Origin of the sequence: Rhizobium sp. PEPV16 (assembly GCF_008919455.1) — a bacterium.
In the GTDB taxonomy this organism is placed as follows: Bacteria; Pseudomonadota; Alphaproteobacteria; order Rhizobiales; family Rhizobiaceae; genus Rhizobium; species Rhizobium leguminosarum_Q.
The window spans coordinates 1-21,056 of the sequence record NZ_VSZV01000302.1 but is presented as its reverse complement, the minus strand read 5'-3'; the positions used below and the strand labels follow the sequence as shown (position 1 = coordinate 21,056).

At 58.1% G+C, this 21,056-nt stretch carries 23 protein-coding genes and 1 tRNA gene; 10 read left to right on the top strand and 14 right to left on the bottom strand.

The window, feature by feature from the left end:
• Positions 1–727: cytochrome c biogenesis CcdA family protein (locus FY112_RS15710; RefSeq protein WP_151518809.1), on the bottom strand; the 727-nt coding region annotated here is incomplete at its 3' end.
• A 253-nt stretch (positions 728–980) separates the two neighbouring features.
• Here FY112_RS15710 and FY112_RS15705 point away from each other — a divergent pair.
• A tRNA-Lys gene (locus FY112_RS15705) sits at positions 981–1,056 on the top strand.
• Positions 1,057–1,246: 190 nt separating this feature from the next.
• Positions 1,247–1,438 carry a hypothetical protein gene (locus tag FY112_RS37825; RefSeq protein ID WP_246700689.1) on the top strand — a complete coding sequence of 64 codons (192 nt, stop codon included), beginning with the start codon at positions 1,247–1,249 and terminating at the stop codon, positions 1,436–1,438.
• Between the two features lie 253 nt (positions 1,439–1,691).
• Here the strand turns inward: FY112_RS37825 and FY112_RS15695 are convergent, their stop codons facing one another.
• Both FY112_RS15695 and FY112_RS15690 read right to left on the bottom strand, forming a co-directional pair.
• Entirely contained in the window at positions 1,692–1,910 is a 219-nt protein-coding gene (locus tag FY112_RS15695; protein WP_017960338.1) for a hypothetical protein, read from the bottom strand.
• A gap of 24 nt (positions 1,911–1,934) precedes the next feature.
• The gene (locus FY112_RS15690; protein WP_151518800.1) at positions 1,935–3,863 is read right to left on the bottom strand and encodes a hypothetical protein; all 1,929 of its coding nucleotides are present in this window, start codon (positions 3,861–3,863) and stop codon (positions 1,935–1,937) included.
• A 114-nt stretch (positions 3,864–3,977) separates the two neighbouring features.
• On the opposite strand from FY112_RS15690, the gene FY112_RS15685 reads away from it, so the two are divergent.
• On the top strand, positions 3,978–4,424 hold the full coding sequence (locus FY112_RS15685) for a hypothetical protein (RefSeq protein ID WP_151518799.1): 447 nt from the start codon (positions 3,978–3,980) through the stop codon (positions 4,422–4,424).
• A gap of 258 nt (positions 4,425–4,682) precedes the next feature.
• On the opposite strand, the gene FY112_RS15680 is transcribed toward FY112_RS15685, so the two are convergent.
• The gene (locus FY112_RS15680; protein ID WP_151518798.1) at positions 4,683–5,276 is read right to left on the bottom strand and encodes a TetR/AcrR family transcriptional regulator; all 594 of its coding nucleotides are present in this window, start codon (positions 5,274–5,276) and stop codon (positions 4,683–4,685) included.
• Positions 5,277–5,375: 99 nt separating this feature from the next.
• Between FY112_RS15680 and FY112_RS15675 the strand changes: the two genes are divergently transcribed.
• The 3 genes from FY112_RS15675 to FY112_RS15665 are packed head-to-tail and all read left to right on the top strand — an operon-like array spanning position 5,376 to position 10,350.
• Positions 5,376–6,494, top strand: coding sequence for an efflux RND transporter periplasmic adaptor subunit (locus tag FY112_RS15675; RefSeq protein WP_151518797.1), 1,119 nt, complete (start codon positions 5,376–5,378; stop codon positions 6,492–6,494).
• Positions 6,491–9,601, top strand: coding sequence for an efflux RND transporter permease subunit (locus FY112_RS15670; protein WP_151518807.1), 3,111 nt, complete (start codon positions 6,491–6,493; stop codon positions 9,599–9,601). Before FY112_RS15675 ends, FY112_RS15670 begins: the two co-directional genes overlap by 4 nt.
• Positions 9,602–9,609: 8 nt before the next feature.
• Positions 9,610–10,350 (top strand): TetR/AcrR family transcriptional regulator, encoded by a 741-nt coding sequence (locus tag FY112_RS15665; RefSeq protein ID WP_246700688.1) that lies wholly within the window; start codon positions 9,610–9,612, stop codon positions 10,348–10,350.
• Positions 10,351–10,688: 338 nt separating this feature from the next.
• On the opposite strand, the gene FY112_RS15660 is transcribed toward FY112_RS15665, so the two are convergent.
• From FY112_RS15660 to FY112_RS15650, 3 genes are all read right to left on the bottom strand, one after another.
• Positions 10,689–10,994 (bottom strand): ATPase inhibitor subunit zeta, encoded by a 306-nt coding sequence (locus FY112_RS15660; protein ID WP_017960345.1) that lies wholly within the window; start codon positions 10,992–10,994, stop codon positions 10,689–10,691.
• Positions 10,995–11,339: 345 nt separating this feature from the next.
• Positions 11,340–11,540, bottom strand: coding sequence for a hypothetical protein (locus FY112_RS37820; RefSeq protein ID WP_131709059.1), 201 nt, complete (start codon positions 11,538–11,540; stop codon positions 11,340–11,342).
• 126 nt (positions 11,541–11,666) lie between these two features.
• Positions 11,667–11,861 carry a hypothetical protein gene (locus FY112_RS15650; protein WP_017960347.1) on the bottom strand — a complete coding sequence of 65 codons (195 nt, stop codon included), beginning with the start codon at positions 11,859–11,861 and terminating at the stop codon, positions 11,667–11,669.
• A 324-nt stretch (positions 11,862–12,185) separates the two neighbouring features.
• Between FY112_RS15650 and FY112_RS15645 the strand changes: the two genes are divergently transcribed.
• A complete protein-coding gene (locus tag FY112_RS15645) occupies positions 12,186–12,359 on the top strand; it encodes a hypothetical protein (protein WP_231283788.1) in 174 nt (57 codons plus the stop codon).
• 169 nt (positions 12,360–12,528) lie between these two features.
• Positions 12,529–12,732: a CsbD family protein gene (locus FY112_RS15640; protein ID WP_151518806.1), complete on the top strand. Its 204-nt coding sequence runs from the start codon at positions 12,529–12,531 to the stop codon at positions 12,730–12,732.
• Between the two features lie 89 nt (positions 12,733–12,821).
• Here FY112_RS15640 and FY112_RS15635 read toward each other — a convergent pair whose 3' ends face one another.
• Entirely contained in the window at positions 12,822–13,049 is a 228-nt protein-coding gene (locus tag FY112_RS15635; RefSeq protein ID WP_151518796.1) for a hypothetical protein, read from the bottom strand.
• 146 nt (positions 13,050–13,195) lie between these two features.
• On the opposite strand from FY112_RS15635, the gene FY112_RS36765 reads away from it, so the two are divergent.
• Together FY112_RS36765 and FY112_RS15630 are read left to right on the top strand one after the other, a co-directional pair.
• Positions 13,196–13,366, top strand: a complete 171-nt coding sequence (locus tag FY112_RS36765; protein ID WP_168275203.1) for a hypothetical protein — start codon at positions 13,196–13,198, stop codon at positions 13,364–13,366.
• Positions 13,367–13,705: 339 nt separating this feature from the next.
• Complete coding sequence (locus FY112_RS15630; protein ID WP_151518795.1) at positions 13,706–15,199, top strand: FAD-dependent monooxygenase; 1,494 nt, start codon at positions 13,706–13,708, stop codon at positions 15,197–15,199.
• Positions 15,200–15,331: 132 nt separating this feature from the next.
• Here the strand turns inward: FY112_RS15630 and FY112_RS15625 are convergent, their stop codons facing one another.
• The 6 genes from FY112_RS15625 to FY112_RS15600 all read right to left on the bottom strand — a co-directional run.
• A complete protein-coding gene (locus FY112_RS15625) occupies positions 15,332–16,069 on the bottom strand; it encodes a hypothetical protein (RefSeq protein WP_151518794.1) in 738 nt (245 codons plus the stop codon).
• A gap of 98 nt (positions 16,070–16,167) precedes the next feature.
• Positions 16,168–17,214: a c-type cytochrome gene (locus FY112_RS15620; RefSeq protein WP_151518793.1), complete on the bottom strand. Its 1,047-nt coding sequence runs from the start codon at positions 17,212–17,214 to the stop codon at positions 16,168–16,170.
• Positions 17,205–17,837 carry a cytochrome c oxidase assembly protein gene (locus FY112_RS15615; protein WP_017960355.1) on the bottom strand — a complete coding sequence of 211 codons (633 nt, stop codon included), beginning with the start codon at positions 17,835–17,837 and terminating at the stop codon, positions 17,205–17,207. The genes FY112_RS15620 and FY112_RS15615 overlap by 10 nt, the downstream gene beginning before the upstream one ends.
• Complete coding sequence (locus FY112_RS15610; protein WP_151518792.1) at positions 17,834–18,214, bottom strand: hypothetical protein; 381 nt, start codon at positions 18,212–18,214, stop codon at positions 17,834–17,836. The genes FY112_RS15615 and FY112_RS15610 overlap by 4 nt, the downstream gene beginning before the upstream one ends.
• A 4-nt stretch (positions 18,215–18,218) precedes the next feature.
• Positions 18,219–20,735: a cytochrome c oxidase subunit I gene (ctaD, locus tag FY112_RS15605; protein WP_151518791.1), complete on the bottom strand. Its 2,517-nt coding sequence runs from the start codon at positions 20,733–20,735 to the stop codon at positions 18,219–18,221.
• Positions 20,732–21,056, bottom strand: a 325-nt coding sequence (locus FY112_RS15600) for a cytochrome c (protein ID WP_151518790.1), incomplete at its 5' end; no start/stop codon positions are given. The genes FY112_RS15600 and ctaD, both read right to left, overlap by 4 nt.

Below are 21,056 nucleotides of genomic sequence, written 5' to 3'. Positions count from 1 at the left end.
GAAAGGTCTGCTGGAACCAGATCGCCACATTGCTGACCCATCCGAAGAGGAAGGCGAGGCCGGTCAGCACGAGGAACAGACCCATCACCTTTTCCACCGTGCCGAGATGCCGGCGGAAGCGCGACAGGAAGCGCATGAAGGCGCCGGAAAAGCCGGCTGCGATCCAGAAGGGGATGGCAAGGCCGAGCGAATAGATGGCGAGCAGCCCGGCACCGGAGCCGACCGTCTCGCGCGAGGCGGCAACGCCGAGGATGGCGCCGAGCACCGGGCCGATGCAGGGCGTCCAGCCGAATGCGAAGGCAAGGCCCATAATATAGGCGCCCGTCAGCGTCGCCGGCTTGCCGCTGCCCTGGAAGCGCGCCTCACGCGCCAGCACTCCGATTCGAAAGAGGCCAAGGAAGTTCAATCCCATGACGATGATGATCAGCCCGCCGATCTTCGACAGGAGGTCGAGATGCTGGCGAAGCGCCATGCCGATGCTGGAAGCACCGGCGCCGAGCGCCACGAAGACGGTGGCAAAGCCGAGCGTGAAGAGCAGTGCGGAGAAGAACACGCCGCGCCTGACGTCCGGCGCCACCACAACCGCACCGCCCCCGCGAAACTGCTCGACTGAAATGCCGGCCATGTAACAGAGATAGGGCGGGACGAGGGGAAGCACGCAGGGCGACAGGAAGGAAAGCGCCCCGGCAATCAGCGCGCTCCACAGGGAAATATCGGCAATCGACACGCATTCTCTCCGGCTGCAATCTGCGTGATGTTCCTAGCTTTGCGGGCCGGGGATTGCCAATCACCTTTTTGCGCGCGCAAGAAATCTGTCTCCGCTCTCGCAAGAAATCTGTCTTTGCAAGCAAGACATTTGTCTTGGCGCGCGCAAGAAATGTGCCGGGTGCGGAAAAAGGCAAATTTTTCGGTTGACCGCAATGGGTCGCCTGCCTATGTTCCGCCCACTTCCAGCCGGGGTGGGCACACCCGCGGAGAGGGAGAGCGTAGCTCAGCTGGTAGAGCAACTGACTTTTAATCAGTAGGTCTCGGGTTCGAACCCCGACGCTCTCACCAACGATTTCAATGGCTTAAAGCCTTGGATTGGCCTAAATATCGGCTACAATACCCTCACACATGTCTCGCACAGTCCGGGAGGGTAAAGTGACCTCGCATACGGTATTCGGCGACAAGGTTCGAATCTATCGTCGCGCCCAGAGCTCCCTGTGGCAATGCCTCCACCTATTTGGAGGGCCGGGAGTGGCGCGTGAGCACCAAAACGGACAGTCTTGCGCTGGCCAAGGAGTTTGCCGAGGACTGGTATCTTGAACTCCGGGGCAAAAGCCGGGTGGCTCAGCTGAAGCAGGAAAGAACCTTTGCCGACGCTGCCAAGCAGTTCGTTCGGGAATATGTGCCACTTAATGTACGGCGGCCGAAAAGGTTGGCTGCGGCCGACTAAAGCATGTCGCGCAAAAAGTGTGCAGCGGTTTTGCGACAACGACATGCGTAAAAACAAAGACCTAAAGCGCGACAAGCGAATCTGAAAGATCGCGACGCGCTTTAGGCCGTAAGTCACCCGCGGCGCATACCTCGGGCCGGCATGCCGCCGGGGGCGGGTGCGCCGTGACTATGCCCTGTGCGGCCTGTTTGGTGCGGACGGCGAGCAGTAATCTCCGCCGCCGTCCAGCTTGTCCCCCAAGTGTTATAGGCATTCAGCCATCATAGTGGCCCGAAAGTGCCGCCTCGGCAGACTTAACAACCACGGCGATATTCACGCCCTTCGTCAAGGTTGTCCCGGTCGCGCGAAGGTCTGTCACCACTTTCAGGCCGCCCGATTTGGGCTCCGGGAGCGGTACGACGGTGCCGTTGTCCAGATCAGCGATCCAGAGTTCGTCTCGGCCGTCAACACTAATAACAACAACTGTAGCCATGTTATTCCCTCCAACGATTGATGTTTAGAATCCAGCTTTCTTCAGGCCTTCACGATAAAGATCTTTATGCCATTGCTCTTTACTTGGAACCGCGGACAACCACTTGTCCACATCGAAGTCCGGATTGCCTTCGCGAAACCTCCGTACGAAGACCCGCGCCTTGTCCTGACGGCCCAACATGGCCCAGTTCGCGGCGGACAGCCTGTCCGCCAAATTGGGATCGGCCATCTGCCCAATGTAGTCCAGCGAAGCTTCGAATTCGCCGAGCGCATAGTTTGCTCCCGCACCGGTCCAGAAATAGGTATCGGGACCGAGCGGGTTCAATTCAATTGCCCGCTCGATCTTTCGCAAGGCCATGGCGGGAAGCGAACAATGAACCAACGTGTCAGCGTAGTCGGCAATCACGTCGGCGTAGTGCGGAGCAAGGCTCTCCGCCACTTCCATTGCCTCGGCGCTTTCGTCAAACGCCCCCTGCAACAGTTTGGCGACCCCGAACTCGCGATACCCATCGGCGAAGTCCGGACGTGTCTCGGTGGCCTGCTTAGCCAAGCTCTCCGCCGTTTGCAAAAGCTCGATATCACCTCGGGCCGTCAGCAACCATTCCTTGGAGTAGGTCCGCGCCATCGAACTCAGCGCCGGCGCGAAACCGGGGCTGACGCTGAGTGCGGCTTTCATTTCCTTGCGCGCACGCCGCAGATTCGGAAGCGTCAACCGTGCCAGGTGCCGCCTGCCGACAAGATATCGATGGTAAGCGATCGGGTTTAGATCTTCGCGCAATGCCTCATGGCGCTCGATTTCACTGGACACGGAGAGCGCGATCCGTCGGGCGACAGTTCTCCGATCTTTGACGAGATCCATATGATCAAGGCTGAATCTTTCCGCCCAAACAATTTGATTTTGGTCGAAAAAGATCAGTTGGGCGAACAGGGTGACTTCATCGCCCGTATTGCTGATCCGGGTATCGAGAATATAATTGACGTGATGACGTTCAAAGAAGGCCTTCTGCGTCTCCACGTGGTGGCCGATTTGAACCGCCGAATAGGGGGCTATGACCTCCAGGCTGTTGAAGGCGCAAAATCCGATTGTGATATCTTCGACCAAAGACGCGGCTAGAAAACCGACTTGGGGTCGGGCGGATTGGTTCTTGGGCGGAAGCAGCACCAGGCGAGGAATTGCAATCCGGATATCTTGCGGCTCAAGGGGAAAAGCGGTCTCGAGTTTCGGCTTCGAAGGCGATGATGTCGGACGGAGGGATATGGCGTCACCGTCGGGTCTGGTGCGCGCTGCGGTCCCTCGCAAAATCGCATTCCGCCGCTGTTCAAAATGGTTCCGAAGGGACGCAACCTCGTCTTCCGCCTGGAATATCTCTATGAGCATTTGCAGCGTATCGGGATCCTTCGGCTCCGCCCGAAATAGGATAACTGCAGCCTTCCTCAGGAGTTCGGATTCCGTCGGCGATTGCGCCAGTCGGGACGCCGCTCTCAACGTATTTCCGAGAAGTGCGATGTGGCTAATTTCGCGCTCGGCAAGCCACAGTTGAAACCGACGGCTATGACTGTGAACCGACTCCAGAAAAGGCTGGTTCATGAGCTTCACGAGAAGCTTAAGCCGGGAGAACGGTTCAACCTCTTCCTCCGTCCCGGACAGCAGAATATCGGAAGACAGAGACTCCCGGTCGACGGTGACCATGTTGCCCTCGGATGAAAGGATATTTATCCCGAGTTCAATTTGACGGGCCTTCATTCTCGAAATCAACTTACGCAAAGTCGCAAGCGTATTGTCCCTATCGGCCTCGCCCCACAGAAAGCTCACCAATGTTGTTCGATCCGCGCAACCTTGATCGGTCGTGAGTAAATAGGCGAGAAGCAGCAGGCCTTTCTCAGGAAACGCGACCACATTCCCGGCCTCGTCAACGAGCTGCAACCTACCGAAGGTCTTCAGAACAAGCGCCATTTTGCCCTTTAAGTCATCACATGTTTCTGCGCCTGCATGAAAGTGCAGTGTGCGTATTGCACCAGCAGAAGTCGCAAACCGTATCTTCGCGGTGGCACTTTGTCTCAATGTGCTATGAAATTCAACAATGCGTGGAAAACGTTATGCTATGTTTTCCAGGTTAACGGCAGAACTGAATTTCGCAATCGCCTTATCCAAATTATCTTTAGAGGAGAAGACGATGATTATAGGCGTGAAGGGTGCGAAGACGGCCTTCGGCTTGTCGACTTCGATGCGGGCACCGTCACTGCGACGGCCGGAAAACGTGAAGACTATGTCATTTCAGCCACCGGCCCGGCACTCACGGACAACGATGTGCTCGATTTTGCGGAGTACTTCGAGACTAAAGCGGAGGCCTTTTCCGGTCACTTCTGGACTACGCCGGAAGTTGACCTTGCGGTTGGTTTCGAGCCCAAGGTAGCCGCCTTTTCTGGCCGGCCATGTCTACCGAACTCCGGCGGTCGACGTTCCCGCTACCAAGGTGAACTAAGTAAAATCTCCGGCGGAATCTGGTCTGCATAGCCTTCAAACAAGGTGGCGTGCGCCCGGGTTCCACCGCATTCGGTTACGGTGGCGGTATGACTTCTCATGCACGATTGACGTCCTATTCCGACCGCAGTTGCTCACCGTATGAGACCCTGGCACGTATAACGCCCTCGATGATGCGGTAAGAGCCTGTTCTCTGAACATGCGGCTTATGCCGGAGCCTTAGGACACACTCACCTTGCCAGGGCGGGAGGCTAAACTTCGGCACTTTTGCGCCAGGTCATAGAACCCGGCTTAGCCTTCAGCGACGTCGTCGCCGCGCGCAATGCGCCTGACTTCGCCAGCCGCTGCGTTAAGGATGTCTCGTGAAAGGTTCTCGTCTTCCATGATCCGCGACAGCGTAACGGCGCCCACCATGAGAGACAGTATGGCCATCGCCCTGCCGCTGGGACTAGAACTCGTGTCGCTGGTCATCAGTTCATCCAGAACCTCGAAGTGAGCCCGGATCCCGTCTTCAAATGGGCGCCTGACCTCTTTGCTCTGGCGAGCCGCGTCCGATCCCAGCGCCACAAGTGGGCAGCCTTCTGACTTTTCGCCTCTGTGGTCCGATGAAAGGTAGAACGCCATGACTGCCTCAAGGGGATCGGAGCTGTTTGCAGCCGCTGTAGACCACCTCCGTGTCGCGCTTTCCATCGCACGCCGCGATGCTAGTGCGGCGAGGTCGTCCTTCGACGCGAACTGCTTGTAGAAACCTCCCTGGGTCAGGCCGGCCCCTTTCATCAGATCCTTTAGCCCAATTCCATCGAAGCCATGTTCTCGGAACAGACGGCTTGCGACGTTGATCACCGTTTCGCGGTTCTCCTCAGCCTGTGCCCGGCTCACTCTCATATCGACCTCCGATTAGATTTTGTTTGACATCTATAACAAAAATAGATTTAGATCGCAATCTAAATAATCCATGTCGCCCGTCAAGAAGAGAAACTCAAAATGAAACGCAAACTTGTCCTGACTTTCGTAGGTCTCGTGGCAGCGGCCGGCGCAGCCGGGGCCTTTTTCGTGGTTTTTGAACCCACCAAGCAGGAAGCGGTGGCCGCTGATCCAAGAACAGCGTCACCACTCGTAAGAATGGTGGAGGCAACCACCACCGGTGCGGCTGAACGCTCTTTCACAGGCACGGTCGCTTCCCGGGTACAAAGCAACCTTGGTTTTCGTGTTCCCGGCAAAATCGTCGAGAGGATGGTCGACGTGGGGCAGCAGGTGAGGCAAGGCCAGGCGCTGTTGCGCATTGACGAGACCGATCTCCAACTCGCACTGACAGCAAAGCGTAATACCGTTACCGCAGCACGCGCTGTTTTGGTCCAGGCGCAAGCAGACGAAAAGCGCTATGCGGCGCTGGTAAAAAATGGCTTGGCAGCTACTCCGCAGCGTTATGAACAGGCAAAAGCAGCGCTCGACACAGCCTCTGCTCAGCTTGCTGCGGCAGAAGCCGACGCCAAAGTGGCTGAAAATGGGACTGCATACACGCTTCTTGTTGCCGACGCTGATGGAACCATAACCCAGACCCTTGGAGATCCGGGACAAGTCGTGGCAGCGGGCCAGACCGTCGTTCAACTGGCGCAGGCGGGCCCGCGCGAGGCTGTTGTCTGGCTTACGGAGACTCTGCGGCCCAAGATTGGCTCCGAAGCGCAGACCAGCGTCTATGGAGGCAGAAGTCTAAGCGGAAGGGCCAAACTTCGGCAGATCTCGGATTCCGCCGATCCGCAAACCCGTACCTACGAGGCGCGTTATGTTCTCGAAGGCGATGCGGCTTCCGCCCCACTTGGCTCGACAGTGACGATTAGAATTCTCGATGCTGACCGCCAGTCGGAGGTCGCTATACCAGTGGGCGCAATTCTGGATGACGGCAGTCGCACCGGAGTGTGGGTCGTCAACGGCACAACATCAACGGTGAAGTTCACCCCGGTCAAAGTTCAGCAGATTGGCGAGGAGATGGCATTCGTCACGGGAATTGGAACTGGAGAGCAGGTTGTAGCACTGGGCGCGCATCTCCTCGCCGACGGCGCGGTCATCAGGATTGCCTCGCAGCAAGAGGTGAAAAAACAATGAACTTCAATCTGTCAGCCATCGCCGTTCGCGAACGTGCCATCACCCTGTTCTTTATTGTGCTGCTGGCCGCCGCGGGCGCCTATGCCTTCGTCAAGCTGGGGCGCGCCGAAGATCCGTCTTTCACAATCAAGACCTTAACTGTTACTTCGGTCTGGCCAGGTGCCACTGCCCGTGAAATGCAGGACCTTGTCGCCGAGCCGCTTGAAAAGCGCATTCAGGAACTCACATGGTACGACCGCGTCGAGACGACAACCCGACCGGGCTACGCCTTCCTGACGGTCACCCTCAAGGATAACACCCCGGCAAGTGCCGTGGCAGAAGAATTCTATCAGGCGCGCAAGAAGCTTGGTGACGAAGCCCGCAATCTCCCTCCGGGCGTCATGGGGCCATTCGTCAACGATGAATACTCCGATGTGAGCTTCGGTCTCTATGCATTGAAGGCAAAGGGACTGCCGATGCGCGATCTCGTGCGGCAGGCAGAGGTCATCCGGCAGGATCTGCTGCATGTTCCTGGCATCAAGAAAATCAACATCGTCGGGGAACGTCCCGAACAGATTTTCGTCGAGTTCTCCTACGAGAAGCTCGCGACACTCGGCATATCGGCGCAGGATATCGCTGCTGCTTTGCAGCGACAGAACACAGTCACACCCGCCGGCTCGATTGACACACGGGGGCCACAGGTCTTCATCCGGTTCGACGGAGCTTACAACAGTGTGCAGGCCGTTGCCGACACGCCGATCGTGGCCACTGGACGGACTTTGAAACTCTCCGATATCGCGGATGTGCGGCGCGGTTATCAAGATCCTGCCACCTACATTATCCGCCATGAAGGCGAGCCAACAATTATGTTGGGTGCCGTAATGCAGGCGGGATGGAACGGACTTGATCTCGGAAAAGCGCTTGAGGCTCGATCCGCCGCGATCGCGGAGACACTGCCGCTGGGGATGACGCTCACCAAGGTCAGCGATCAGGCTGTCAATATCGATGAGGCCGTCGGCGAGTTCATGCTCAAGTTCGCCATGGCGCTTGGCGTCGTGCTGTTCGTAAGTCTAGTCGCACTCGGCTGGCGCGTCGGCATTGTCGTTGCGCTTGCTGTGCCGCTTACACTTGCCGTGGTCTTCCTCATCATGCTGGAAACCGGGCGGTTCTTCGACCGCATCACGCTCGGCGCTTTGATCCTTGCGCTGGGACTTCTTGTGGACGATGCCATCATCGCCATCGAGGTGATGGTCGTGAAGATGGAAGAGGGCATGGACCGCATCAAGGCGGCCGCCTATGCCTGGAGCCATACTGCGGCGCCAATGCTGTCGGGCACGCTGGTGACGATCATCGGGCTGATGCCCGTGGGGTTCGCAAAGTCAACGGCCGGCGAATATGCCGGTAACATCTTCTGGGTCGTCGGTTTTGCCCTGATCGTATCCTGGATCGTGGCTGTTACCTTCACCCCCTACCTTGGGGTCAAGATGCTGCCGAACATCAAGCCGGTCGAGGGCGGTCATCACGCCATCTATGACACGCCGAATTACCGTCGTCTGCGTTCCGTCATCGAGTTCGCTGTCCGCCATAAGTTCATGGTCTGCGCCGTGGTAGGCATCACCATGGCGGTTTCGGTTGTTGGGATGGGCGGCGTGAAACAGCAATTCTTCCCGACATCGGATCGCCCGGAGGTACTGGTTGAAGTGCGTATGCCCGAGGGCACCAGCATCGAGGCGACGACATTCGCGGTGAAGAAGGTTGAAGACTGGCTACAGACCCAGCCCGAGACCAATATCCTCACAAGTTACGTAGGGCAGGGCGCACCCCGGTTCTTCTTTGCTATGGCACCGGAATTGCCGGATCCCGCCTTCGCCAAGGTCGTCGTTCTCACGCCGGACGCCCATGCGCGCGAAGAACTGAAGCACCGCCTTCGTGCCGCTATTTCGGAGGGTCTTGTTCCCGAAGCTTCTGTGCGCGTCACCCAGCTCGTGTTTGGTCCGTACACGCCGTTCCCGGTCGAGTTCCGGATCATGGGGCCCGATCAGGATGAACTCTATAAGATTTCCGAGCAGGCTCTGGCGATCATGAAGACCGTTCCCGATGTCCGCCAAGCCAACCGTGACTGGGGCAACCGAACACCTGTTCTGCGATTTGTCCCCGACCAGGAAAGGCTCAATCTGATTGGTCTTTCTCCATCGGAGGCTGCCCAGCAGATGCAGATGCTGCTCACCGGCATCCCTGTCACGCAGGTGCGCGACAACATCCGCAACGTGCCTGTCGTTGCTCGAAGTGCTGGCGAAAACCGCCTCGACCCGTCACGACTTGCCGACTTTTCGCTGATGAGCCGGGATGGCCGCCAGGTTCCCCTCGATCAGGTCGGGCATTCCGAGATCCGGTTCGAAGAGCCGATCTTGAAGCGTCGTGACCGGACCCCGGTCATCACTATAAGGTCTGATATCAACGAGGCGACGCAGCCACCGGAGGTTTCGCAACAGGTAATGAAGGCCCTCCAGCCGCTGATCGCATCGCTTCCCGTTGGATACCGTATCGAAATGGGCGGCAACATCGAGGAGTCATTGAAAGCCAATGTTGCGCTTGCGCAGGTTTTCCCGCTGATGATTGCTGCAATGTTGATCATCATCATCCTGCAGGTTCGCAGTCTCTCGACAATGACAATGGTGATGCTGACCGCCCCGCTTGGTCTTGCCGGGGTGGTTCCGACCTTGCTGCTGTTCAATCAACCCTTCGGCTTCAACGCTATCCTCGGCTTGATCGGGCTCGCAGGCATACTGATGCGAAACACGCTTATCCTGACAGAGCAGATCAAGGAGAACCAGGCGGCGGGGCTCGACGACTACCATGCCGTGATCGAAGCGACCGTCCAGCGAACAAGACCTGTTATCCTGACTGCACTCGCGGCGATCCTGGCATTCATACCTCTGACCCACTCAGTGTTCTGGGGGTCGATGGCCTATACCCTGATCGGCGGAACGGCGGCCGGCACCGTGATGATCCTGCTCTTCCTGCCGGCCCTCTATGCTGTGTGGTTTCGGATCAAACCACCCAAAGCAGTTGAGAAAGAGGAAGCGGTCGAACATCAGGCGCGGCCGATAGCGCTGGCCGCGGAATAGGGGCGTCCGTGCCACGTATCGTGATCCCACAGGGCCGCACGGGCACTGAAGTCGAAATGTGGCGCGAGCGTATCCTCGATGTGGCGGAAGAGTATTTTCGCCGCATCGGTTACCAGAAGACATCTGTCGCAGATATCGCATCCTGCCTTGGAATGAGCAGTGCCAACATCTACCGGTTCTTCTCGTCGAGGGCAGCGATCAACAAGTCGATCTGCGGCCGGTTCATCGCGAAAGCTACTCGGTTGGCGGATGCAGTCGCCCAGCAAGAGGCGCCGGCTTACGAGAAGCTCGAACGTCTTTTCAAGCTGCTCCATGAGGAGAGAAGAAAGAACTTCGTTGAAGAGAAGCCGGTCCATGACTTGATCGTCGCTGCAACGGCGGAGAGCTGGCCAGTTATTAGCGCCCATAGCGCTCGTCTTGTGGCGATCATCGAAAATATTATCGAAGAAGGGGCAGACGCCGGCAATTTGAATGTTATCGATGCAGCCATAGCTGCCCGAAGTGCGATGAATGCGTTCGTGCCTTTTTACCACCCGGTCCTCGTCGAGGAGCGGATTCGAAACGCCGGGAATGCTGAAGAGGGCCTTGGTGAGCAGATCTCGTTTATTCTGCAAGCACTTGGTAGGCGTGACGAAAGTCGTTGCTCGCGCGACCAACAAAGGCGACCTACATGCGCGGCATCACACGAGGGAATACGTCGCTCAGGCGACGTGCCTGGTGGCACTGCCCACCTCGTTCGTAAAGCTTAAAAATCTCAAAAGGAGGGTCGGCTGTGCCGCTGATCAAAGAAGCGATCGCCAGTGATTGAGAGTTGAAATAGGACGGTCGCCCGGCCGCTACCTTTAGCCGTGCAGACGGCAGATTTGGTCACACCTAAAAATAAATACAAATAACTAGCTAGTTTCAATAGGATATAGCGCGATATATCAATCTATGTGTAAACGGTGTCAGTGATTGGAGCCCTTTTACGCACTTTACGGCACACGATTGGCACATGACACATGGGCATGTAAAACAACCGCCGGCTGGTGAGGCCGACGGCTGCATACCGTATGGAACGCGCCCGCAGCGCAGGAGCGCTTCGGGCTCAAGGCTGCCCAGCGGCCTCGACCAGAAATTCACTCATCTTTGCTGCCACGTCCTGCTCGCTGACGTTCTGCCCAGCCGCTTGAAGATCCGATATAGCTTTCGAGAGAACTCCGGCGTCTCCACCCCCTTTAAAGCGGGCATCAGTGATTTCAGCGCCGTAGCCCGCAACATCATCCCGACCAATGAGGCCTGCAATCCATTGCGCCAAAAGCCTGTCCATCCGAGATTTGAGCTTGATGGACCTCTCGGCGTCTTGGAAGTATTGATCCTCCATCGCCTTTTTGCGGTCTCCTAAGTCGGCCATCGTTTTTCTCCCTGATTTGTGTCATCTCCGCCTACAGAGTATTTTAGCACATTAAACGCCACGCCATCTGATTTAACTTGATTTTTGGCGTTCACGACGAAGTCATCATCTCTTTGGACATCGTGTGTCACGGGATCCTATCCACACCTGCCGCAAGCCCGAGCCTCACGAAGCATCGCTTCTCGTAATCATGAACGAGTTGGCAACGCCGGTATAAATTTCACGGAAAGAGGGGTGGTATTTCGAGAATTCCCACAGGCCGACTAGCCTTGGCCATAAGAGTAACACCAACTGATTTGCAGCGATAAGTGTTTGTCATTATTAGCCTGATTCAGCACGGCGATTTTAGATCAACAGTCGCATTAAGGCGGCCTCGTCCTTCACCCCATGCTGGTACGAATGGATAACCCGCTGAGCCAGATCTTCGCGCTCGGTGTCTGTTGTGATTTGTCGCACCGAGCTGATGTGGTCAAAGACTCTCTGGCAGAGGGCAACTTCTTCGTCGCTCAACACGGTTTGAGTGTCGGCTATCTTGGATCGGATCATGACCGCCCTCACTTCCTTTGGATCGATAGGAGGGTGAAACATCTGCTTTTTAAGCGAATGAAGGGAGACACAAGCTCGTGAGGTCTCATCGCAATCTTCCGGATGGGCCTTTGTCCCATCTGACAACTAGTGTTCGCTCGGACCGCTCCACACATATGCGGAAGCCGGCTTTCTCCGGGCATTCCAGATCACTTCGTACCCGATCTTCTCAAGCGAGAGTAATGCGCCAAGCCTTTCTTCATCCGACAGGCTCCGCAGAGAAACGTTAAGTGCGTCAAGGCCGCCTAAATTGTAGAGATTGACGAATATATTGAGTGACATTGTTCATCTCCCATTGACATAGTATAGCACTGGGAAAATGATTTGCATCATGCTTAGATTAATATTTTCACATCTATTATCGTTTCAAAAAAAATGTTTGCGATTTTCTTGATTGGGGTGTGGGTTTGATTGGACGCGGGCAGAGCCTTGCATCTTTGCCGCAGGAATTGACTTTCGCACTGTCCTATATCGCACATTGAAATCTCCAGAAGTTGGCATAAAATCAGTGCGTTGTGGTTACGTGTCACGTCAGCATCTGGGAGGATTGCGATGTTTCAAGGTATGCACGGCTCAAAGTCGGCTCTGGGTCCAGAAGACCTCACAATGATCAAAGACATCTATGACGAATGGTGCGCCGCTCGCTGCTGCTCCAAGGATAGCCCAAGTGCAATCAAAGCAGCTCAAGAGTTGATCTCCATGTTCGAGCATGGGGTACGGTCGAAAGATGATCTCCGCACTATGGTCGGCACAATAGGTGCTCATTTGCTCAAACACTGAATTAAGCCGATGGCGATCGACTGCGGGCGAGCACTTGCGCGCATGGCCTGGGCTGTCGTTTACGCGCGTCGATGCAGGTAACGCGACGGTTTGTAAAATTGGCTCAGACACAGGAACCAACTTCCGCTGCGGTCCGTTTTCTCCTCATCAACAACAGGAGAAATCCACCATGGATTGGAATCGTATCGAAGGAAACTGGAAGCAGGCGAAGGGCAAGATCAAGGAACAGTGGGGAAAACTCACTGACGATGATCTTGACCAGATCGCCGGCAAGCGCGACCAGCTGGAAGGAAAGATCCAGGAGCGGTACGGTATCGAAAAGGACCGTGTTAAACGCGACATCGATGACTGGACCGGTCGCCAGACTTGGTAATGCCAGACTTGGTAATGACCGAACAAAAACCCGGTGAAAGCCGGGTTTTTGCTGCCGAAGGAACTAACGTGATTGATGACTGTCGGATGTCATGAATATCCGCCAAAAGCCAGGAGAAGGGCGCCGATCGCGATAAGGGCCAGCGCCGGCCAGTTTTGGGATATCCCGAGGAACCTAAGGCCTTGGCGTCGTGGTTCCAGCGTGGTGCCGCCTTGCGGCATTCGATGCGGATTACTCGGTTTTCGACCAAGCGCCGACGTAAAAAGAAAAAGAACTCCGCCGATGATGAGAGCGGCTCCGATCAGGATTGCCCACATGATGGCCTCCGCTAGCGATGAGGATGTGGGGTAAACCAAATCCGGACCTGATCGTTCCGTGAGTGGCTGCTCACTTGAACAACCTCTGCGTCGGAACCAAAAGCGCTCGCATGGAATTTGACTGCTGAGCAATCCTGGAGATCCTGATGGACAAGACACCGAAGACGGCCATCCGTGGCATGATGTTGTACGTGCTCGCTCTTCTCGTCTTGGGCGTTCTAGCTGGTGCCGCGTACACAATCTATGGCCATCCCGCCGATCCGTCTGAGCGACCAGCGGCCGATACGATTCCGCAAAAAGCTCCGGCTCCGCAGTGAGATACGTCGTCCCGCAATTAATTGATCCCCTTCGAGAGAAACGACCCCGGACGGCATCTGCCAGATCCGGCGCTCACCCGGTCAGGTCATATTGAAAAGCCTGGGCTCCACAGCGAGAGACCCGCAAGTGGCCACGAAAATGGCTTTGGAGAGCAAGCCCGAAATCCTGTCGCAAGTCCTTCCAACCAGTATGGAGCTTATATTTATAGGGAGAACAACCTGCGACAGAGAAAAATCGGCAGCTGTGCAGGACCGATTGGATGGGAGGAAGCCAGTGAGGCTAGGTCTCTGGAATCCTTAGATATTGCGTTGGAACAATGGAAATAAGGGAGTTTGCGGATGAGGGAACATGCAGTCGTGGTATCCGGGGCAGGGCCGACGGGCCTGATGCTGGCAGGCGAGCTGGCCTTGGCAGGCGTCGACGTCGCCATTGTCGAACGCCGCCCCAACCAGGAGCTTGCCGGTACGCGTGCAGGTGGTCTGAGCGCACGCACGCTCGAGGTTCTCGATCAGCGCGGCATCGTCGGCCGGTTCCTAGCGGAAGGGCAGATAGCCCAGGTCACGGGCTTTGCGGTGACGCGTCTGGATATCAGCGATTTTCCGACCCGGCACAATTACGGGCTGGCGCTGCGGCAGAAGCATATCGAGCGCATTCTGGCCGGCTGGGTCGACGAACTGGCGGTGCCGATCTATCGCAGCCTTGAGGTAACGGGTTTTGTGCAGGACGAGAGCGGAGTCGCCATCGAACTCTCCGATGGCGCCTCGCTCAAGGCCTGCTATCTCGTCGGGTGTGATGGAGGCCGCAGTCTGGTTCGCAAGGCTGCCGGCATTGCGTTTGAAGGATGGGATCCGACGACCGGCAACATTCTCGCCGAAGTGGAGATGGACGAGGAGCCGCCATTGGGCATCCATCGCACGGCCCTTGGCATCTATGCCTTCGGCAGGGAGGAGTATGAAATCCGCGACGGCAAGATCGTCTTTGCCAAGGAAGGTCCGATCGGCGTGATGGTGCCGGAGAAGAATGCCGGCGCCACGACCGAACCGACGCTCAGCGATCTCAGGGAAGCGCTTATCGCCGCATTCGGAACGGATTACGGACTCCATCGCGTCAACTGGATTTCCCGGTTCACCGACATGTCCAGGCAGGCGACGGCCTACCGCAAGGGCCGGGTACTCCTCGCCGGCGATGCCGCCCATGTGCATTCTCCGGTCGGCGGGCAGGGCCTGAACACGGGTGTGCAGGATGCAGTCAATCTCGGTTGGAAGCTGGCCCAGGTGGTGAAAGGAAGATCGCCTGAAGCCTTGCTCGACAGCTATCACGCCGAGCGGCATCCGGTTGCCGCCCGCGTGTTGCGCATGACGATGGCGCAGGTGGCATTGCAGCGGACCGACGATCGCACCGAAGCCCTGCGTGACGTCGTGACGGAGCTGCTTGGCATGGAGGAACCGCGCAGACGCATCGCTGCCGAAATGTCCGGATTGGCGATCCATTACGATTTCGGCGAGGGGCATCCGCTGCTTGGTCGCCGCATGCCCGACCTCGACGTCACCACGCCTGATGGCCCTCTGCGTCTCTTTACGCTGCTCCAGGATGCGCGGCCGGTGCTCTTGAACCTCGACGCGCCCGGCAGCTTCGACATCGCGCCCTGGTCAAACCGCATCAAGTTGGTCGACGCCGGATATGACGGCGCATGGGAGCTGCCGGCGCTGGGCCTAGTTTCCGCGCCAACGGCAGTGTTGATCCGGCCCGACGGATATGTGGCGTGGGTGGGTGACAGGACGCAGGATGGTCTGCAGGAGGCGATGAATAGCTGGTTCGGACCACCCGGCTAAAGCTGACGAAAGCGCTTGCCTAGAGCATGATGCCGAAAAGTGTGAGCGGTTTTCGGACGACATCATGCTCTAACTCTTTAATTTAGAACAGGATTCAGATTTTAGGCCGAACAGGCCTAAAATCATCCTGTTCTAGGCGGCAAGCGAGATCGAACCACAAACCGATATCGTCGCGGGATCCGGCATCGGTTTACCGCGGCGTTCCCATGTCCGGCGGCTGATGCCGAAAGCCTCCCAGGGGCGCACTTGGCTGAAAGAACTGGCGAGATAGTCGGCTCTGGAAAGCGCGCCGGCGGCACGGCGCTGCTCCTCTTTTCGGCTTCGGTCCCGCTGCCGCCGCTTTTCCTTTTGAAGTTTTGCTCGTTTCTGTTTCGGCACATCGAATGCACCGATTGTGCGGATATCGAGGGCGCTCCGTTCTGAGTAGCTGAGGTGCAGAGCATGGCCGAGCGCGTCGGCCGACAAGTCAGAAAAGCGCACCTTGGTCCGCTCGTAGATGATCTCCTCTATCTCGGCTTTCCTAGCCCAGGGAAGCCATCGCGCCGCCCAGCCGAGGACCACGTCGACAAACTCTTCCTTGAACTCGACAAGGGCGAGGCCGGCGATCACCTCGACGTAAATCAAGGCGTCATCGGCCTCCGGCACGATCTCTCCATGGCGATGTCTGATCAACTTTTCGATCTCGCACATCCGGCCGCGGAAATGGTTCCAACGGCTGGCCCGCATGCGGCGCTGGACGGCCTTGTAACCGAGCAGGCAGTCGCCGACCTTGATGGCCGTAACATCCCGCGCCAAGCCCTCCCGCCGATCGGCTTTTGCAATCCGCTTTTCCGATTGAGCCGCTTCATCTGCGCCAATAAGACGAGCCATCGAATTCCCTTACCATCTGCCTTGGAAGTGTAAAGGAAGGGTCGGGGGGTGATCATCTACTTTTTGCAATCCGGCGAACATCGTCGCACAGGAAAGCTTCAATCCTTGGACAACGCACTGTAGTAGGCCGCGAGCGCCTGAATATCGTCGTCGTTGAGACCAGCAGCAGCCCTGGTCATCACACCCGCATAGGCGCCGCCGCCACGATTTCCGCTGTGGAAAAGACCGAGCTGGTTTTCAAGATAGGGTATCGGTTGGCCGGCAAGGCGTGGATAGGCCTCGTTGACACCGGCAGCATCGTGGCAGGCGGCGCAGGCTGCGATGCCACGCGTCCGGTCACCACGTTCCGCAAGGAGCTTGCCGCGAGAGAGTATTTCCGAAGGCCGGCCTGCTTCAGTGGGTCCGCTCTGGCTGGCGAAATAGCTGGCCAGCTTTTTCCGGTCTTCGCTCGATGTCTGCGAGAGCGCAACCTTCATGACGCCGCTTGGACGCTTGCCGGCCGCGTAAGCCTCAAGACTGTCGCGAAGGTAAGTCTCCGATTGGTCTGTGAGGCGCGGAATGAGGCTGGTTTCATCGGGGCCTGCCGGCGAATGGCAGCCTTCGCAGCTTTTCACGATCGCAGCGAAGTCCCGGGATGCCGTCGCGGAAAAGCCGGCGAGCCGCTGATAGGCTGCTTGGTCGAGGCTTGGATATTCCCGCAGGAAGGCGACCATGGCCCAGACCTCGTCATCCCGCTCCATCGACGGCCAGGCGGGCATGCCGGTGTAGCGCACGCCATGTTTGACGATCTCGAAGAGCTCGGCATCATTCCATGTCGCGTTGACATGCTGCAGGTTGGGCGGAGGAGGAAGCATGTTTTCGACAGCGGCGGGTCGCGGCATCGCCGGTGAACCATGGCAGCCCGCACATCCGGTTTCGTAGTGGCCTGCGGCAAGCGGCAGCATCGCCGCCGTAAACCGTGGCGCATGCCCGCTGAGCGCTGCCGTGCGCACGGATGACCGCATCACCCAATGCAGGAACCAGTCCGTGACGCGCCAATGCCCGGTGCTTGCACGAATGTCGATGATGCCGGCCCAGGCGACGAACAGGCTCGCTGCAGCAAGTACTGCGGCGCCGGCAGATATCCGTCTCAACCTTATCCGCATTGGCTGCCCCTCGAAGACGTGGGCTTAAGAACGTCGGCAAGCAGGATGATGGCGCCGAGCATGTAGGAGGCTGCACCGACCAGGAGCATGACGACACCGCCGAGTTGCTGATCGGTGTCGCGGCTGAGCGCGAAGCCGAGACAGGTGACATCCCCGACCCCATAAAGCGGGCGGGGCGCAAGTGTCAGCAGGACACCGAGCAGCGTCATGTGGATCGAGGTGAAGAGCAGGCCGATAATGCCCGCCAGCCGCTGGGTGCCTTCCTCATGCCGCCGGAAACACGCGGTCCACAACAGAATGCCGGCAAGAAGGAAGCTTGCCTGTTCTAGAAGCATCGCATCAAGCCGCGTTTCTGCCAGCCGACGGAGCGCCGGCATATGCCAGAGCCAGACGACGAGGAGCTCGGCGACCGAGGCGAGTAGCGGCCCGAACCAGGGGAGATGGACGGCGGGATCGGGCCGCCTGCCGCTGACGGCTATCGCCAGCAGCGGAGCTGCGATGGCGACGGTCGTCATGTGCACGATCATATGCGCCGTCAGCGATCCGTCGTTCCAACTCGTCGCAAGAAGCGCCAGCGCAAGACAAAGGGCAAAGATGCCGGCGACAAGAGCAAGGTTCTTCATCTTGCGCAGGCCTCGATAAAAACCAGCGGGACCGATACGAAGATGACCGCGACGAAACTCAGGCCCGACAGCAGCAACGTTGCAAAGCCCTGAAACAGCAACCGGTCTTCCCTCGTCGGTTCGTCATGGGGCGGATCGCCGCTGCCGAAGCCCCATTGCCGCCAGGCGAGCCAGGCGGCACCGAGAATGGCAAGCAGCGCGAAAACCGTCACAATGGACAAGGTAAAGCGGAGCATGCCGAAAGAGAAAGCGATCTCCGATGCTTTCGCGCAATAGACGGCGGCCGCGACATAGCAGACAAGAAAGTGCAGAGCCCAGACGGCCGGCCCGGTAAACAGGGTCCAGAGCGTTTCCACCTCTTTTGGAATCAGGCGCATCTCGTCACCTCAACTCTGGAAACAGGCCCAGCACTCCGAAGGAGGCGAGGGCTGTGATGACCAGGAAGTGCCAATAGAGCACGACATTGTGCAGATCGGCGTCATATTCCGCCGTCAGACGACCCGCAAAACTACTCGCCAGACAATAGAACTGCATGATCACGGCAACGAGGCCATGAAGGACCGTCCAGAGCACGATGACCCAGACGATCGCCGGATAGACATGCGCCGTCGGCTTCATGTCGTACAGATAGGGACCCGCCAGACCGGCGGCGCAGGCGGCAAGTGTGAGGATCGTGGAGGCGAGGAGGCACAGGCGGGCGGATACCATCCTGCCCTTCGAATTGATATATCGCGCAAACAGCATGGCCAGCCAGGCAAGGGCAAATAGCGCGGCCGCCACCAGCGGCCAGAGCCTACCCGGACCCGGCAATCCTGCCGTAAAGTCGGGATGGATCGTCCAGTAGAAAAAATAACCGAACATCAAGCTGGCATAGGCTGTGCCGTCTCCGGCCATGGTGATGAAGACCGCCCACCAGCCGACTGAAGCCGGGCCGGAGGCGTAAAGGGGAACCTGCTTGCCAAGGCCGATATCCCTGAGGTTTTGGCTTGGTATTTCGCCGGTTCCGGTCCAGAGCCAGATCAGGACGGCGGCAAGTGTCACGGCGGCGCATACCGCCGTCAAGATCCACCAATGGAAGGTCAATGCGATGAACACGCCGCCAAGTGCCAAAGCGGAGATTATGGTCAGAAGCGAAGTGCCGCCGACCCGCAGGCATTGCAACGGTTCGGCGTCCAGAACCGACGTCACGAGCGTTTCGCGCCGGCCGTCGGCCGCGTCCGGCAGATAGAACCGGCCCGCCTTGATGCCGTCGATCAGCTCCGGCTGGTCCCAGAGCGGATACCGGCTTTTGATGATCGGAATGGACCGCACGCCCCAATTTTCTTCCGGCTCGCTGATCCACTCCAGCGTTCCGGCATTCCAGGGGTTCATTTCGCCTTTCGGTTCGCGATGTCTAGGACGCAGAATATCGATGACGATGATAGTGACGCCTGCGGCAAAGATGAAAGCGCCGATGGTGGAGACGAGGTTCAGGAGGTTCCAGCCGACATCAGCCGGGTAGGTGAAGACCCGCCGCGGCATGCCCCGCAGGCCGGTCAGGTGCATGGGGAAGAAGGCGGTGTTGAAACCGACGAACATGAGCCAGAAGGCGATCTTGCCCCATCGAGCCGAAAGTTTTTGTGCGTTCACCAGCGGATAATAATAGTAGATTCCGGCAACCACCGGAAACAGCATGCCGCCGATCATCACGTAATGGAGATGGGCGACGACGAAATAGGTGTCATGCGCCTGCCAGTCGAAGGGCGCGAGCGCCACCATGACGCCGGTCAGCCCGCCAATGATGAAGATCGCCAGTCCCCCGGCGCCAAAGAGCATGGGAAGGGAAAAGATCACCCGGCCGGCCAGCATGGTGGCAATGAAGACAAAGATCTGCACCCCGGTCGGGATTGCGACAGCCTCGGATGCCGCCGAAAAGAAGGCCAGTGAAATCTGCGGCAGGCCAGTGGTGAACATATGGTGGACCCAGAGCCCGAAGCTCAGGAACCCCGTGCCGACAGCGGCCAGTACGATCCAGGAATAGCCGACGATCGGACGCTGCGCGAAGGTCGGAACGATCATCGCCATGAGCGCGATGGCGGGCAGGAAGATGATGTAGACCTCGGGGTGGCCGAAAATCCAGAACAGATGCTGCCAGAGCAGCGGATCGCCGCCACGGGCTGCATCGAAGAAAGGCCAGTCGAACATCCGCTCCATCTCGAACAGGATGTCGCCGGCAATCAGCGGCGGAAAGGCGAAGAGGATCATGCCCGCCACGATCAGCAGATACCAGGCAAAGAGCGGCATCATGTTGATCCGCATGCCCGGCGCCCGGCATTTCATGATGCCGACGATGAGCTCGACGGCTGCGGCGATGGAAGCCACTTCGATGAAGGAAAGGCCGAGCAGCCAGATATCCGCGCCGATGCCGGAATATTGTTTGTCGGTGGCAAGCGGCGGATACATGAACCAGCCCGCATTGGGCGCCGCCCCGAAAAATATCGACCCGCAGACGAACACGCCGCCGAGCGCAAAACTCCAGAAGCCGAAAGCCGAAAGCCGCGGAAACGGCAACTCCCGCGCGCCGAGCATGGAGGGCAAGAGGAAGATTGCGACGGCCTCGAAGATCGGAACGGCAAACAGGAACATCATCACGGTGCCGTGCAGCGTGAAGGCCTGGTTGAAGAGATCGGCGGAGAGAAAATCGTTGTCGGGGACTGCCAGTTGCAGGCGCATGAGCAGCGCAAGGATGCCGGCAAACAGCATAAAGATGAAGGCGGCCGATCCATACCACAGGCCGATCTGAGTGTTGTTGACGGAGGTCCAGTAACGCCAGCCTTTTGGATTGGCCCATACGCGCCGAAGTTCCGCTTCCTGGGCGGCGGATGTTTCGGTTGAGACCGAAGCAAGGGGTTCCGTCATTCGAGCCCCCCGAGATAGCGGGCAATTTCTTCGATATCATCTTCAGGAAGCATGTTGAAAGCGGGCATCTTCGCGCCCGGTTTCACCGATGAGGGTGAGCGAATAAAGCGGGCGATGTTCTCCGGCGTGTTGGCAAGCGCACCTGCGCCGATCGAGAGGCGGGCGCCGATCAAGGTGAGATCCGGGGCGGTCTGGCCGGCGATCTGCAGTCCACGGAGCGAATGGCAGGCCACACAGCCATGACGCTGCAGGAGTTGTCCGCCTTCATCCGCAGCGCTTGCCTGGCCATCGATCAGGCGGCTGCGCCAGGCGTTGTAATCG

What these genes read in the sequence shown, in the direction of transcription:
- FY112_RS15695 (WP_017960338.1), bottom strand. Translation starts at nt 1,910, where the DNA reads ATGGCTACAGTTGTTGTTATTAGTGTTGACGGCCGAGACGAACTCTGG.
- FY112_RS15625 (WP_151518794.1), bottom strand. Translation starts at nt 16,069, where the DNA reads ATGGCTCGTCTTATTGGCGCAGATGAAGCGGCTCAATCGGAAAAGCGG.
- FY112_RS36765 (WP_168275203.1), top strand. Translation starts at nt 13,196, where the DNA reads ATGGACAAGACACCGAAGACGGCCATCCGTGGCATGATGTTGTACGTG.
- FY112_RS15610 (WP_151518792.1), bottom strand. Translation starts at nt 18,214, where the DNA reads ATGCGCCTGATTCCAAAAGAGGTGGAAACGCTCTGGACCCTGTTTACC.
- FY112_RS15685 (WP_151518799.1), top strand. Translation starts at nt 3,978, where the DNA reads ATGAAATTCAACAATGCGTGGAAAACGTTATGCTATGTTTTCCAGGTT.
- FY112_RS15620 (WP_151518793.1), bottom strand. Translation starts at nt 17,214, where the DNA reads ATGCGGATAAGGTTGAGACGGATATCTGCCGGCGCCGCAGTACTTGCT.
- FY112_RS15650 (WP_017960347.1), bottom strand. Translation starts at nt 11,861, where the DNA reads ATGTCACTCAATATATTCGTCAATCTCTACAATTTAGGCGGCCTTGAC.
- FY112_RS15645 (WP_231283788.1), top strand. Translation starts at nt 12,186, where the DNA reads ATGATCAAAGACATCTATGACGAATGGTGCGCCGCTCGCTGCTGCTCC.
- FY112_RS15615 (WP_017960355.1), bottom strand. Translation starts at nt 17,837, where the DNA reads ATGAAGAACCTTGCTCTTGTCGCCGGCATCTTTGCCCTTTGTCTTGCG.
- FY112_RS15635 (WP_151518796.1), bottom strand. Translation starts at nt 13,049, where the DNA reads ATGTGGGCAATCCTGATCGGAGCCGCTCTCATCATCGGCGGAGTTCTT.
- ctaD (WP_151518791.1), bottom strand. Translation starts at nt 20,735, where the DNA reads ATGACGGAACCCCTTGCTTCGGTCTCAACCGAAACATCCGCCGCCCAG.
- FY112_RS37820 (WP_131709059.1), bottom strand. Translation starts at nt 11,540, where the DNA reads ATGATCCGATCCAAGATAGCCGACACTCAAACCGTGTTGAGCGACGAA.
- FY112_RS15660 (WP_017960345.1), bottom strand. Translation starts at nt 10,994, where the DNA reads ATGGCCGACTTAGGAGACCGCAAAAAGGCGATGGAGGATCAATACTTC.
- FY112_RS15670 (WP_151518807.1), top strand. Translation starts at nt 6,491, where the DNA reads ATGAACTTCAATCTGTCAGCCATCGCCGTTCGCGAACGTGCCATCACC.
- FY112_RS15690 (WP_151518800.1), bottom strand. Translation starts at nt 3,863, where the DNA reads ATGGCGCTTGTTCTGAAGACCTTCGGTAGGTTGCAGCTCGTTGACGAG.
- FY112_RS15630 (WP_151518795.1), top strand. Translation starts at nt 13,706, where the DNA reads ATGAGGGAACATGCAGTCGTGGTATCCGGGGCAGGGCCGACGGGCCTG.
- FY112_RS15640 (WP_151518806.1), top strand. Translation starts at nt 12,529, where the DNA reads ATGGATTGGAATCGTATCGAAGGAAACTGGAAGCAGGCGAAGGGCAAG.
- FY112_RS15680 (WP_151518798.1), bottom strand. Translation starts at nt 5,276, where the DNA reads ATGAGAGTGAGCCGGGCACAGGCTGAGGAGAACCGCGAAACGGTGATC.
- FY112_RS15675 (WP_151518797.1), top strand. Translation starts at nt 5,376, where the DNA reads ATGAAACGCAAACTTGTCCTGACTTTCGTAGGTCTCGTGGCAGCGGCC.